The following is a 12792-nucleotide window of genomic DNA, read 5'->3' on the forward strand; positions in this document are numbered from 1 at the left end:
CTTTCATTATTAAATAGTGATAACAGATTGGGGGAGTTGAACCTATGAAAGACCTTCGGGGAAAAGCACTAGACCTTCATATGAGTACTAAAGGGAAAATAAATGTAAATGTAAAGTAGCTGTAGAAATTTCTAGGGTTTTTAAAGGGGCACTTCAGGTGTTCGCTTCTGAAATTAATGAGTAAATGAAAGTGGAAGCGGTTTATGCAATTGCAAACTTAATTCAGCCGCAAGAACTGACACATGATTTTGTAATACCAAATGCTTTCGACAACCGAGTAGTAGAATCTGTCGCCAATGCTGTAGCAGAGGCAGCAATACAGTCTGGTGTTGCGAGAAAAAAACCGAAATAGAAGTCTGAGAGGAGCAATAAAACAATGAAGTTTACTAGGTTTATAGCTAATTCTTCCATTCATACAGGTGTTAAAGAAAAAGGTATAATAAGAGTAATTAAAGGCGATATTTTTGGTGCTTGGGAGTATACAGGCCAAACATTTTCTCAGGGTGAAGTTAAGTCTATTGCACCCCTAGAACCAAATCAAATCATTGGAATCGGTGCAAACTTCGTTTCAAATGTGGAGGATCTTCCGGAACAGCTCCCGGAAATTCCAGTATTCTTCTTTAAGCCAACTTCATCAGTGATTGGACCTGAAGATGAAATTATCATTCCAGAGGGTATCAAGGAAGTAAAGTTTGAATCCGAATTAGCGATTGTCATTGGGAAAGAGGCAAAAAATGTGCCTGAATCCGACGTATTGGATTATGTTTTTGGATACACAGTTGGAAATGACGTAACAGCACCTCAGTTTTTCCACCAGGATGGCCACTGGACAATTGGTAAATCATTTGACACGTTCACTCCATTAGGGCCTGTTATTGAAACCGTACTTGATCCTTTTAATGTAAAGGTCAAAGCAAAACTGAACGATGTTGAAAAACAAAACAGTGCAACTGAACTGATGATTATTCCAATTCGCAGAATGGTTTCCTATCTGACAAAAGTTATGACACTTAAACCGGGAGATGTAATTTTAACAGGTAGTCCTGTTGGAGCAGAGTTGGTCGGCGCAGGCGACGTTATAGAATGTGAAATAAAGGAAATTGGAAATCTTCGAAATACATTTGTTACGGCTAAAGAAGGTGCAAGAGCGTATTAGGTACGGTTAAAAATTTTTAGAGGTTAGTTACAAATTGCTGGAATCAATTGATTTGAGATCGGAAGCAAGGCAATACTTGCAAGGACTGGAGAATACCACAAATAAGGTTATCCATCTAGTTGTTTATGACCAAGTTGAAGTGGTGTATATTGAAAAGCTAGAAGGAAACGAAACTCTGCGAATGCACTCTAAAGTTGGAAAACGAGAACCCATGCATTGTACTTCAGTCGGCAAAGCAATTCTTGCTTATTTGCCATCTAATGTCGTGCTTAACATTCTTGAACAAAAGGGAATGCCAATGCATACTGACAAAACGATTACGAATAAAGATGATTTCCTTCAAGAACTCATTCAGGTTAGAATTAAAGGCTATGCATTGGATCTAGAAGAAAATGAATACGGAATTACTTGTATTGCCGTTCCTATTTTCGATCATTCGGGGAAAGTCATTGCTGCTGGCATCAGATCTGGTCCAACAATGCGTATGACTGAACAGCGAATCGATCTACTACAGTTACAGATGATTCAAATTGGAAAGAAAATTTCAACAAGGCTTGGATTTTAAAGTGGAATTACTTTCCAATATATTTTTAGGACTTTTTTTCAAAGAAAATTTGCCCGATATATCTTTTTTTCAAAATAATCGGGCAAATTTTGATATTGGTTTTAAAATTTTACCAATAATTTGTATAATTAAAATAGGATTAGTGTTTGTTGTATAACAACTACTTATATAGTTACTAAACAATAGTGTTTTTTCGCAAACTTACAGAAACATTGTTTCTTAATATCAAACAGGAAGGGGAATTGTTGTCTTATAGAGTGTTATCATGCCGATAGAAAGTGTTAAGGGAAATATTATGTAGAGAAGACAGCAGATTTGCTAGCGTATTTCTTTTTGTATATCTCACCTTAGTCGCAATAAACCTTTAGTAACTAAAGGTTTAAAGTACTTTATAGTCCCTTTACCGGACAAGCACTATTATGATTTTATCATTACGCAATAAAGATAAAATCACAAACATCCGGACTTTACAACACGAAAAATTGAATATTTTCAGTAGATTCAAATTTTTTTCACTTTCTTGTAAATTAGAGCAGAAGAAATGGTAGCATATTTTAATAAAAATATGTAAGCGGTTACTTTTCGGGACTATAAATTGGAGGGTACAATATGACATATACACAAAACTTTACAGTGGTAGGAGATAGCCTCGCTTTATCCGCTATCGTGGCAGTAATTCCAATACTTTATTTCTTCTGGGCATTGGCAGTGAAGAGAATGAAAGGGTATCTGGCAGGGCTAACGACGCTATTAATTGCTTTGATGTTGGCGGTTATTGCATTTGGAATGCCAACACAAATGGCGATTATGTCTGCTACACACGGGGCAGTATACGGGGTTTTGCCTATTGGTTGGATCATTATCAGTTCAGTTTTCCTTTATAAATTAACCGTAAAAACAGGACAATTTGATATTATTCGTAATTCAGTTGTTTCACTTACGGAAGACCGTCGTCTTCAGGCACTATTGGTAGCGTTCTCATTTGGGGCATTTCTTGAAGGAGCCGCTGGTTTCGGTGCGCCTGTTGCCATTTCTGCTGCACTTCTTGTTGGTCTTGGATTCAATCCTTTATATGCAGCTGGCTTGTGTTTAATTGCCAATACAGCACCGGTTGCATTTGGTGCAATAGGAGCACCAATTATTGCGCTTGAGGGGCCTACCGGAATTTCTGCGATGGAGATTTCAAAAATGGTTGGTCGCCAATTACCGTTTTTATCTGTAGTCATACCATTTTATTTAATCGTGATTATGGCAGGCTTTAAAAAAGCCTTCGAAGTCATGCCTGCAATTTTAGTAACTGGCATTACTTTTGCTGTAACACAATTCTTAAGCTCTAACTTCCTTGGACCAGAACTTCCGGATATTTTATCGGCTCTTGTTTCATTACTTGCTTTAGCAGTTTTCCTTAAATTTTGGAAACCGAAAACCATCTTCCGTTTTTCAGCCGAACAAGAAATGGCTGCAACACTTGCTGTAAATGAACCTTCTGGACACAAGCCAACTTATACCGGCGGACAAATTTTTAAAGCGTGGTCACCATTCCTGGTTTTAACGGGAGTAATCTCCCTTTGGGGAATTCCAACCATAAAGCAGGCACTAACAGGACACTATGAAGGAACAAATGTTGTTTTATCAACGATTAATTCTATAGGGCATGCATTTTCGTTTATACCCAACGTTCCTTTATTAAATAATAAGATTATAAACGCTGCGGGAGAAACGATACCTGCCTTCTACAAGCTGGAATTGCTAGGTGCTGCTGGTACAGCGGTTCTGATTGCAGCAATCATTACGAAATATATTGTAAAAATTTCTTGGAAGGGTTGGATAGTAACATTCGGTGAAACACTAAACGAACTTAAATTTCCCATTATCACAATCGCTTCTGTTGTAGGATACGCTTATGTAACAAACTCTTCAGGAATGAGCACATCTATGGGGATGGTATTGGCGAAAACAGGATTTTTATTCCCTTTCTTCTCTCCTATACTAGGCTGGCTAGGAGTGTTCATTACTGGTTCTGATACTTCAGCCAACTTACTATTCGGTAACATGCAAAAAGTTACAGCTACTTCAATAGGCATGGATCCGGTGCTCGCAGTGGCAGCGAACTCTTCAGGCGGAGTTACCGGAAAGATGATTTCGCCACAATCAATTGCAGTAGCTTGCGCCGCAGTAGGCCTAGCAGGGAAAGAATCTGATTTGTTTCGATTCACTATAAAGCATAGTATTATACTGGTGATTATTGTTGGAATCATGACATATTTGCAAAATGGGGTGTTATCCTGGATGATTCCTTAAGTAAGATTGCAAAGCAAATATCTTTATTTAGAGTCAATATGAGGTCAATATGAGTTGATAAAAATAAGAAAAACACCATTTAAAAGTCGCAAGTTTGTCAAACGACTTTTAAATGGTGTTTTTTCATTGGAAAGAAAGATAGCTACGCATGATGAAAAAGTGCACTTATTCACTCAGTTACAAGAGAAGAATGAAGTCACTTGGTCAGGACGTTTTATTAATCATATGTGTTCAACAAGAGGTAGGACTTTATATCCTTCTTGGATTTAATTCTATAAGTGCGCCATCAACTTTAGTTGCATAAAGGAAAAACTGCCTTGAAAGACAGTTCCGATCTTAAGCTAACGCATCCGTTAGCTTAAGTACAATTCTTCACAATCTGTATTACTATCAATAAATAAGGAGAGAAACAGAAATGTCAAAGGTATTATTTGTTAAAGTAAACGATCGTCCATGTCGATTTGATCCAAAGCGGTGGAATGGCGAAATGGTTCTTAAGTGAATGCGAGGTTTACATTAATGGCGAATTAGACGTGAGAAGAGGCAGAAAATTAAGATCAGTTGATAAAATAGAGATTCCTGGATTTGGCACCTACACAATTACAAGCTATAACATAAGGGAATATAAGATTGGTAAACGATCGCAGGGCTCAAGGTTAGCAATTATCAATTTACCGATGCAATGTTTAGAAATTATACATAGGCAGGCTTGCTCCGCATTCCGTCTTTCGTAGAATATATATAATCAAATTAATAGTGAAGGTGATTTTACTTTGTCTGAAGAAATTCCAGCGGAAAAAAGGAATATGACACCATAATTAATTATGACTACGAAGATTATCCTGACATCGTAAGTGGTCGCTATGACAATTGCGGTAAAACTTAGTTTAAAAGTTCGGTTAAATATATTCGTAAATGCAGAGAGTGTGGCATGAAGAAATCGATTTAACGCTAGTATGAAAGAAGTATAATTCGTTAAAACCACAGCATCTAAGATTGGATCATCTACATTACCATTATTAACTGGGCTAACCACTTCCTATGATATACCCCTAAAAAAAGCAATGTATCTCAAGGTTGAGAAATTCATTGCTTTTTTCCCTTCGCCCGAACCCCTATGTGATCTGTCTGTTCTCACATCCATGAGTAGTATTTATTGTTGAGGAAGGTTTAGGGCTGTATTTGCTGTATTTATATCAACTTGTAATTGTTCACTTAAATCATGTGGATGATAGTAACCTTTCGAAATCATATAGTTACTTATCTCTCCATGTCTTTCTACAGCGACACGAAGCTGTTCTCTTAAGGCTGCTTTCAATTCAGGTGTTTTTGTTTCTGTAATGGCAAAAGCAAGATTTCTAATTCCAGATTTTGCGGATATTAAGAAGTCCGTTGCAATCACCTGATCAGTCATGCCACCCATACCTGCCATATTTTGCAAAAAATTTGTCATTATTGTTCCCCTCGATTCGTCAGAATTTCCTGCAGTGTTTGAATATCTTGTGTCCCAGTCTTCATGTCTTTTAATAAAATATTTTGTAGTTCTGTATCCTGTACTAAACTGCTCATTGTAGAGGACTTTGTTAGACAAAGACTCTTGAAAGTTAAAATTTCGTGCGCCTCTAAAGTCTCATGCAGTCCTAAATTTTTAATCATGATTTTTCACTCCATTTCTTTGAGAATTCACTTCAATATCTTTCGTAATACAAAAGTTTTTATACATCATCATTTGCAAATATAACGTGTATTTTGGGAAATAAACTACCTATCGGTCAATATTCCGTATAACAAACAGATGAACCGGGAAAGGTATTTTTGTTATATATGGATTAGGGAGGTGAGCGTATGGAAAATGAAAGCTTGGCATTTCATGAAACCATGGAAACGCATGAAATTTTAAATCTTAAAACAATAGGGTTAATGAGATCAAAATTAATGCAAGGTATTTGCTTTGACAATGACTTAAAAGCATTAATGGAAAAAGACGTACAACAATCCATAGCTGCTATAAACGAGCTAAAGGGTTTTTATACAGGAGCCCGAACAAACTATGAAAAATGAGGTGAAATTTAAATGGAGATGGATTTTTTAGATCCTCAAGGCGCTGAACATATGCCGGAAATGGCTGATTCCTCTTTCGCGCTAGATTTTTTACTCTCTATCAAAAGTGGGATTCATACGTATGGTATTGCATTATCTGAAACAGCGAATCCCGCATTGAGAAAAGCATTGTACCAGCAAATGGAGCAATCCATTGACTTACATGGTGAGTTATCCGATTTAATGATCAGGAAGGGCTGGCTTTATCCGAACGATGTAGGTAAACAGGTGGAATTAGATTTGAAATCAGCCGATATGGCGGTTAGTATCGCTGGAATGAATCTTTTCCCGAATGATACTGACAGACTCGGCATGTTCGCAACGCCGAATAAATAAAGGAGGAAAAGCATCATGAAAGCCGTAACTTACCAGGGCAATAAAAATGTACAGGTTAAAGAAGTTAAAGACCCTAACATCAAAAATTCGGATGATATTATTGTAAAAGTCACTACTTCAGCGATTTGCGGCTCCGATTTGCACTTAATTCATCAATTAATTCCCAATATGCCTACAGATTATGTGATTGGTCATGAGCCGATGGGGGTTGTTGAGGAAGTTGGACCAGGGGTAACTAAGGTAAAGAAGGGAGACCGGGTCATTATCCCCTTTAACGTTAGCTGCGGGAGCTGCTGGTATTGCGACCACGACCTTACAAGTCAGTGCGATAATTCAAATCCTCATGGGGAAATGGGTGGTTTTTTTGGATACTCTGAAACAACTGGTGGGTACGCGGGCGGGCAAGCTGAATATATGCGTGTTCCTTATGGAAACTTTACCCCTTTCAAAATCCCTGAAGACTGCGAGGTAGAAGATGAAAAATTGGTGTTGCTCGCTGATGCAGCATCCACAGCATTCTGGAGTGTAGATCACGCAGGTGTCAAATCTGGCGATACGGTTATCGTTTTAGGCTGTGGTCCCGTAGGTCTGCTTACTCAAAAATTCGCTTGGTTTAAAGGGGCGAAAAGGGTGATTGCTGTCGACCATCTCGATTATCGTTTAGAGCATGCAAAAAGGACGAATAAAGTCGAAATCGTAAATTTTGCACAATATGAAAACACTGGCGAATACCTTAAAGAAATCACTAAAGGTGGTGCAGATATCGTTATTGACTGTTCCGGGATGAGTGGCAAAATGACACCGATGGAATATCTTGCATCGGGTCTTAAATTACACGGGGGAGCCATGGGAGGGATTGTAATTGCGTCCCAAGCAGTGCGTAAGGCGGGAACCATACAGATAACAGGCGTTTATGGCGGCCGTTATAATGGATTCCCCCTAGGAGATATTTTCCAAAGAAACGTGGATATTAAAACCGGACAAGCTCCTGTTATTCCTTATATGCCCTACCTTTATAAACTAATATCAGAAGGAAAAGTAGATCCTGGCGATGTAGTAACCCATGTACTTCCAATTGACCAAGCAAAGCATGGGTATGAAGTATTTGATACAAGGACAGATGGATGTATTAAAGTGGTCCTTAAGCCATAAAGATGGTTGTTTTCATTTGGAAAAATAGATTTTACAACTATGGATATGGACTATGAGTAAGAAGGAAAGATATCAAACCCTTTTTTAACTTTTTAGTGTGATTTTTTACTTCTGGATGAAATACGCATAGAAGAAGATTTAAGAAAAGTGAACACCCCTGTCTTGAGAGCTACATTTACCTTATTCAAATTAAGCAACAGAAAAGACGATTTTGCCCACGTTAAGGGAAAATCGTTTTTTTTGGTGCTCTATGCTATCTTTTTTTGAAAGACGTTTTTTCATTAAGTAAAACCCACGACCTGCAAAAACTATAAGGGGCAAATCAGTTATAGGGTTTTTGTTATTTTTTACTTTTTTCGTTTGAATTTATTGCATATACTCTTTCTTTTCTTTGGAGAACAAAATCAGAAAAGGTTATAGCAGTAAGTGGATTCACTCAGCGAATCATTCGTTATATGCTCTTTCATAGTATAATCCTATCAATTGGATAGGGATTTTAGTTTGTTCTTTTGATTTAGCAAATGTTTTTTTGCAAATTCCAATCCAATCGATTCATCATCTTTCAAAACAAGAGAAGCATCAAAAGGCTTCTTTTCTTTTGCCTTTGGTTTCATCCCTTTGATTAACTTGTTTTCTTCTTGGTGCATAAATCTTTCACATGTTTTTCTGTCACTATGTTTCGAAGATCAATCATTATCAATGGATAATGGGAAGAAGAACAGGATTTTGTTGTAGATGTCGTCAACCATAAGTATGATTTTAAAACTATCTCAAGAATCATTCAAGAGAACATAAACGCTTAATAAAATGTTCGAGATTCATAGGAAGTTTTAGCCAATTTACGCTTTGCTGAAGATTGGTTTTACATCATTGAAAAAATATAAAGATGATGATAAGCACAAACTCATGCTGGGCATTGGAATACAAAAAGTGATAATTCTAAAAAAAGGAGAAGCTAAGTAGACATACATTAATTAGATTGATCAACATTAGACATAACCTTTTAGGTTCGCAGACCAACAGAAGTTTAAAATGTCTGACATAATAGAACTAGTCATTTCCGATTTATCAAAAAATACCAGTGAGAATTTTCTTTAATTTTAGGATAAATGGTATTAGTAATTCGTTTCAACGCTTAAAGTTCCTTCCATTGAAATAGACTACCTGGGAAATTGACAGAATTGCTTTTTTGATTATCCTCGTGAGTTCATGTGGTTTCATTATCATTACTACCACACCTTTTCGGAATGAGCTATTTCTAATGCAATGTGCACATGCGAATATGTGGTTGTGGCTTTAAAAAACATATCTCAGACGTCATATTTTACCTAGTTTGGTATTTGTATAATTCACAAGCAACGGGGGAAAATGAAATAAGAAATAATGAAATTTGAAAGGGAAGATGAGAAATCACGAACTCAATAATAGTAGAAATAAATGAGGCTTTTAAAGATGCAGAAGACTTTTTCATAGAACCGTTTATTTTGGATGGTGAAGCAGTCCTTTTACTTGGTTTACATTCAATAGTTAACCTTATAAAAACAAAAGAAATATTAAAAAAAGATATGGATACCAGTGAAGCGATTCATTCAGTAAAAGTAAAAAGAACTCTTTTCAACAGAAAAGGTGTTGAAATAAATAGTGAAGAAGCAATAGAGTCTATTCTTCAGGGTAAACTCATTGTTTATTCAAAAGAAAAAAATATAATGTTGCAATTTGAACCACTTCCTAAAGAATTGACTCGATCAATTGAACCGCCTGCTAATGAAAACGTATTACAAGGTCCTTTAGATTCTTTTATTGAAGATATGTCAACAAATATAGGAATAGTGAGAAAAAAAGTTTCCACTGCTCAGCTCTCAGTTAAAACCTATACGGTAGGAAGTGATCAAAAAAAGAGTTTATCAATAGTTTATTTGAATGACCGAGCAGATAAAAGTATGATCAAAAAGATCATTTCACATATTGAAATGAATCAACACACAAATATTCTCTATCTTCAGCATCTTTATCGTTTTATGGGTATGCGGAAATGGGATGTTATCCCTCAGTTTAATAACACAGAAATGCCATTGGAAGCAGTAGATGGTTTAAACAAAGGAAAGGTCATTCTTTTCGTTGACGGTTATCCCTTTGCGCTTATCTTGCCACATTTATTATGGGATATGTTTGTCCAGGCGAATGACCGTAACTATGCTTACCCAATTATGGGCGCCATCCGATTTTTACGTGTTCTTGGTGCTCTGATTACCCTTATATTCCCAGCTATCTATGTGGCCCTTGTTGCTGTAAATCCTGAGATATTAAAAATTGAACTGGCTCTATCGATTGCTCAGAGCAGGGAGGGAATACCCTATCCCCCTTTTGTTGAAATTACAATTATGCTCCTTATTTTAGAGTTAATTATTGAAGCGAGTATAAGGCTTCCGCTCAGTATCGGTCCAACGGTAACAATGGTAGGGGGAATTGTCATTGGACAAGCAGTAGTAGACGCAAAGCTGGTTAGCAACCTTTTAATTATCATTGTAGCAGCAACCTCAATTGCGAATTCAAGCGTTGTAGGGTTTCAAAATGCCTTAATCCTGCGTTTACTTAAATATGTAGTTGTTATTTTTGCTTCAATCTATGGCGTTTTGGGCATATTATCCGGTCTGGTATTCATAAGCGCTTACTTTGCAAGTCGAGAGATCTTTGGAATTCCATACACCAGTTTAGCTAAGAGGAGAGGGGAAATTGGATAAAAGCCTTCAGGTTATATGCATGGGGTTAATGTCTCATTTTGGTCTTATTTTTTTCATTTATCCGGAAAGAATTATTGCCAGCACACATAAAGGTCACTGGGAACCGATTTTAATTCAATGTGTCATATTTATTCTATTTTTATCGCTTTACCTAAAGGGGCTTTCTTATTTTCCCGAACAGAATATTATTAGTATTTTAAAGATCTTAGGTAAAGCTTTTTCTTTCACATTACTTTTTCCTGTTCTTCTTTACTTAGTCATAACTACTATTGAACTTGTTAGCGCCTATGCAGAAGTGACCAACATTATCTTTTTAGCGAATACTCCTACTTGGGCAATTATTACATTAATGATTCTTATTTCAACTTATATCGCCGTAAAAGGAATAGAAACCATCTTACGTACAGCCTTATTAATATTCTGTATCTTTTTCCCGTTAATCTTACTTATGCTTTCGATTTGCTTTCAAGACATTGATTGGCATAATGCCTTTCCGATTATGGATACCGACTTTTCTTTTTTTCGATAACCTCCCTATTATACAAGTTTTTTTTCTTTCGCCATTGTTTTTTCATTTTTAGGTTTTCTTCCTAAAAAAATATCGTATAACTCTAAAAAAATCATGTTTGCAGTCTTTTTGCTTATCCCATTTTTTTTCTTATCCGTTTATTTACCTCTTTTAACCTTTGGAAATGAAACGGCTAGTACGCTGCTTTTTCCCTTTATAACCACATTGGATAAAGTACAGCTTCAATGGCTTATATTTGACAGGGCTACCTTGTTTTTTGCGTTAAGCCTAGTTACCTTTATCATGTTGCTTACTTCCTTACTTTTATGGCAGTCCTCTATAATAATGAATCAATATTTCCCGGGATTAAAGCAAAAATATCATATTGTAGCCTTATCTGTTAGCATTTTTATCATTTGCTTATGTATTCCTAGTTGGAAAGAGACTGAGAAGTTGCTATGGTGGAATACTGCTTTCCGATTTTATATTTTAATCGTACTCCCTTTAATTATATTCCTCATCGGTGTAAGGAGAAAAAGACTATCATGAGAAGTATTATAATTTGTTCTAAACTAGTACTTAGTCTGTGTATATTAATGCCATTAAGTGGTTGCTGGGATATTAAAGACATTAATCATCGAGCCTTTCCGATTGCAATGGGAATTACTAAAGAGGGAGAAAAATTCAAAGTCTTACTTCAAATTCCTGTTACTTCAGAGGGTGTTCAGAAACAGACAATTGTCAAAGGAACAGGATCAACCATTTTAAAGGCTGTAGAGGACATTAGAACTAATATGGAAAGCGGTGTAGACTTATTGCACATAAGGATAATCATATTTGATCGAAAATTAGTGGAAGAAGGAGGGATGGAAGAACCGATTAACACGTTTATGCGAATTCGTGAAATATCTTCAAAAACATTAATCGCAATATGTGATGATAATATAGATGCTTTTTTCTTAACACTCAAAAAAAATCTAGAAAAAGGGATAAATCTTTATGACTTTTTTGAGAAATATGCAGGTTGGACTCCACAAATATCTTTAACACGTCTATGGCATGTTTATCGAGCTCTTAATTCCTACACTCAAAATGTAGCAATTCCTATGGTCAAATCAGGGGAAAACACCCCAGTTACATATACAGGTTCTGCAGTGATGAAAAAAGGAAAAATCGTTTCTAAAATGGATCCTAAAGAAACCCTCCTTTTTAATGCCTTTCATGGGAACAGTATGAAGGGAAGGGTAGAAGTAATGGAACATGCAACCATCATGATTGTTGGAAATACAGGTTTTCATAAAGGGGAACTAAGAAATCATATTCCATATATGTTCTCAACGATTCGTTTAAATGTAGTTATTCAAGAGAGAAGAGGAAAAGTTTCCAATGCAATAATTAAAAAAGAGCTGGAAAAGGTATTGGCAAATCGTTTTGATGGAATGCTGAAACGATTTCAAAAGCAAGAAACAGATGTCTTCGGGTTGGGACAATACTACAGAAATAAAATTCCTTATGAGGAATTGAAGGACTGGCGAAAGAAATATTATCCCAATCTAGAAATGAAGCTTACCATTCATACTACAATACAAAACGAGGGAAAAATAAAGACTATAATTGACAAATAGATATTGGATATCATATAAAAAATGGATAGGCTTTAATTTTAAAATGATCATTATCAAGAGCCCCATGCATCATTGTGCACTTTTTGAAGTGGAAATACTACAGTTCATGCTCTACTTCAGATAGTTTATATTACTCTTTTAAGAAATAGTGAATACTTTAGTACTTGTTAATTATTAGGTGATTTGGGAAACTTCCCAATAAACACATGAAATCAAGAAAGGACATCCAGACTTTTTAACACCTACTCATTTTACAGTTTTATTAGTTTAACCTTGGTTGCAAGTATTCTACCCGAGCTTTCTATAAT

The 12792-nt window shown here is 36.1% G+C and carries 11 protein-coding genes and 4 pseudogenes; 12 read left to right on the plus strand and 3 right to left on the minus strand.

Features of this window, described 5'->3' with window-relative positions; translation table 11 throughout:
• Positions 1 to 136: 136 nt before the first annotated feature.
• The 6 genes and pseudogenes from ACFX4H_RS04135 to ACFX4H_RS26805 all read left to right on the plus strand — a co-directional run.
• Positions 137 to 352 (plus strand): annotated as a pseudogene (locus ACFX4H_RS04135) (NAD-dependent malic enzyme); the annotation flags it as partial.
• 24 nt (positions 353 to 376) lie between these two features.
• Positions 377 to 1156, plus strand: a complete 780-nt coding sequence (locus ACFX4H_RS04140; protein ID WP_095395220.1) for a fumarylacetoacetate hydrolase family protein — start codon at positions 377 to 379, stop codon at positions 1154 to 1156.
• 10 nt (positions 1157 to 1166) lie between these two features.
• Positions 1167 to 1721: pseudogene (locus ACFX4H_RS04145) on the plus strand (IclR family transcriptional regulator); the annotation flags it as partial.
• 609 nt (positions 1722 to 2330) lie between these two features.
• Entirely contained in the window at positions 2331 to 4022 is a 1692-nt protein-coding gene (locus tag ACFX4H_RS04150; protein WP_063593831.1) for an L-lactate permease, read from the plus strand.
• A 446-nt stretch (positions 4023 to 4468) separates the two neighbouring features.
• Positions 4469 to 4624 (plus strand): annotated as a pseudogene (locus ACFX4H_RS04155) (RNA-binding S4 domain-containing protein); the annotation flags it as partial.
• A 215-nt stretch (positions 4625 to 4839) separates the two neighbouring features.
• A complete protein-coding gene (locus ACFX4H_RS26805; protein WP_483878263.1) occupies positions 4840 to 4908 on the plus strand; it encodes a DUF8096 family protein in 69 nt (22 codons plus the stop codon).
• Between the two features lie 267 nt (positions 4909 to 5175).
• Here the strand turns inward: ACFX4H_RS26805 and ACFX4H_RS04160 are convergent, their stop codons facing one another.
• Positions 5176 to 5475 carry a spore coat protein gene (locus ACFX4H_RS04160; protein WP_063575942.1) on the minus strand — a complete coding sequence of 100 codons (300 nt, stop codon included), beginning with the start codon at positions 5473 to 5475 and terminating at the stop codon, positions 5176 to 5178.
• Positions 5475 to 5678, minus strand: coding sequence for a hypothetical protein (locus ACFX4H_RS04165; RefSeq protein ID WP_095396603.1), 204 nt, complete (start codon positions 5676 to 5678; stop codon positions 5475 to 5477). Before ACFX4H_RS04165 ends, ACFX4H_RS04160 begins: the two co-directional genes overlap by 1 nt.
• 189 nt (positions 5679 to 5867) lie before the next feature.
• Here ACFX4H_RS04165 and ACFX4H_RS04170 point away from each other — a divergent pair, with 189 nt between their 5' ends.
• Genes ACFX4H_RS04170 through ACFX4H_RS04180 form a run of 3 tightly spaced genes read left to right on the plus strand, consistent with a single transcriptional unit; the run spans position 5868 to position 7610 of the window.
• The gene (locus ACFX4H_RS04170; protein WP_063575944.1) at positions 5868 to 6083 is read left to right on the plus strand and encodes a hypothetical protein; all 216 of its coding nucleotides are present in this window, start codon (positions 5868 to 5870) and stop codon (positions 6081 to 6083) included.
• A 12-nt stretch (positions 6084 to 6095) separates the two neighbouring features.
• Complete coding sequence (locus ACFX4H_RS04175) at positions 6096 to 6458, plus strand: spore coat protein (protein WP_048682441.1); 363 nt, start codon at positions 6096 to 6098, stop codon at positions 6456 to 6458.
• Positions 6459 to 6473: 15 nt separating this feature from the next.
• The gene (locus ACFX4H_RS04180) at positions 6474 to 7610 is read left to right on the plus strand and encodes a zinc-dependent alcohol dehydrogenase (RefSeq protein WP_328138268.1); all 1137 of its coding nucleotides are present in this window, start codon (positions 6474 to 6476) and stop codon (positions 7608 to 7610) included.
• Positions 7611 to 8089: 479 nt separating this feature from the next.
• Here ACFX4H_RS04180 and ACFX4H_RS04185 read toward each other — a convergent pair whose 3' ends face one another.
• Positions 8090 to 8257: a hypothetical protein gene (locus ACFX4H_RS04185; RefSeq protein ID WP_328138269.1), complete on the minus strand. Its 168-nt coding sequence runs from the start codon at positions 8255 to 8257 to the stop codon at positions 8090 to 8092.
• A gap of 786 nt (positions 8258 to 9043) precedes the next feature.
• Between ACFX4H_RS04185 and ACFX4H_RS04190 the strand changes: the two genes are divergently transcribed.
• The 3 genes and pseudogenes from ACFX4H_RS04190 (at position 9044) to ACFX4H_RS04200 (ending at position 12484) form a co-directional block, all read left to right on the plus strand.
• Positions 9044 to 10351 (plus strand): spore germination protein, encoded by a 1308-nt coding sequence (locus ACFX4H_RS04190; RefSeq protein WP_328138379.1) that lies wholly within the window; start codon positions 9044 to 9046, stop codon positions 10349 to 10351.
• Positions 10352 to 10370: 19 nt separating this feature from the next.
• A pseudogene (locus tag ACFX4H_RS04195) lies at positions 10371 to 11408 on the plus strand (GerAB/ArcD/ProY family transporter).
• Positions 11405 to 12484 carry a Ger(x)C family spore germination protein gene (locus ACFX4H_RS04200; RefSeq protein ID WP_048685787.1) on the plus strand — a complete coding sequence of 360 codons (1080 nt, stop codon included), beginning with the start codon at positions 11405 to 11407 and terminating at the stop codon, positions 12482 to 12484. The pseudogene ACFX4H_RS04195 and the gene ACFX4H_RS04200 overlap by 4 nt, the downstream one beginning before the upstream one ends.
• Positions 12485 to 12792: the final 308 nt, after the last annotated feature.

Source organism: Peribacillus sp. YIM B13477, assembly GCF_042787955.1.
GTDB lineage: Bacteria > Bacillota > Bacilli > Bacillales > DSM-1321 > Peribacillus > Peribacillus frigoritolerans.

Bases quoted from the DNA above. Each gene is read 5' to 3' on its own strand.
- ACFX4H_RS04140 (WP_095395220.1), top strand. From the start codon at position 377: ATGAAGTTTACTAGGTTTATAGCTAATTCTTCCATTCATACAGGTGTT.
- ACFX4H_RS04150 (WP_063593831.1), top strand. From the start codon at position 2,331: ATGACATATACACAAAACTTTACAGTGGTAGGAGATAGCCTCGCTTTA.
- ACFX4H_RS04160 (WP_063575942.1), bottom strand. From the start codon at position 5,475: ATGACAAATTTTTTGCAAAATATGGCAGGTATGGGTGGCATGACTGAT.
- ACFX4H_RS04165 (WP_095396603.1), bottom strand. From the start codon at position 5,678: ATGATTAAAAATTTAGGACTGCATGAGACTTTAGAGGCGCACGAAATT.
- ACFX4H_RS04170 (WP_063575944.1), top strand. From the start codon at position 5,868: ATGGAAAATGAAAGCTTGGCATTTCATGAAACCATGGAAACGCATGAA.
- ACFX4H_RS04175 (WP_048682441.1), top strand. From the start codon at position 6,096: ATGGAGATGGATTTTTTAGATCCTCAAGGCGCTGAACATATGCCGGAA.
- ACFX4H_RS04180 (WP_328138268.1), top strand. From the start codon at position 6,474: ATGAAAGCCGTAACTTACCAGGGCAATAAAAATGTACAGGTTAAAGAA.
- ACFX4H_RS04185 (WP_328138269.1), bottom strand. From the start codon at position 8,257: ATGCACCAAGAAGAAAACAAGTTAATCAAAGGGATGAAACCAAAGGCA.
- ACFX4H_RS04200 (WP_048685787.1), top strand. From the start codon at position 11,405: ATGAGAAGTATTATAATTTGTTCTAAACTAGTACTTAGTCTGTGTATA.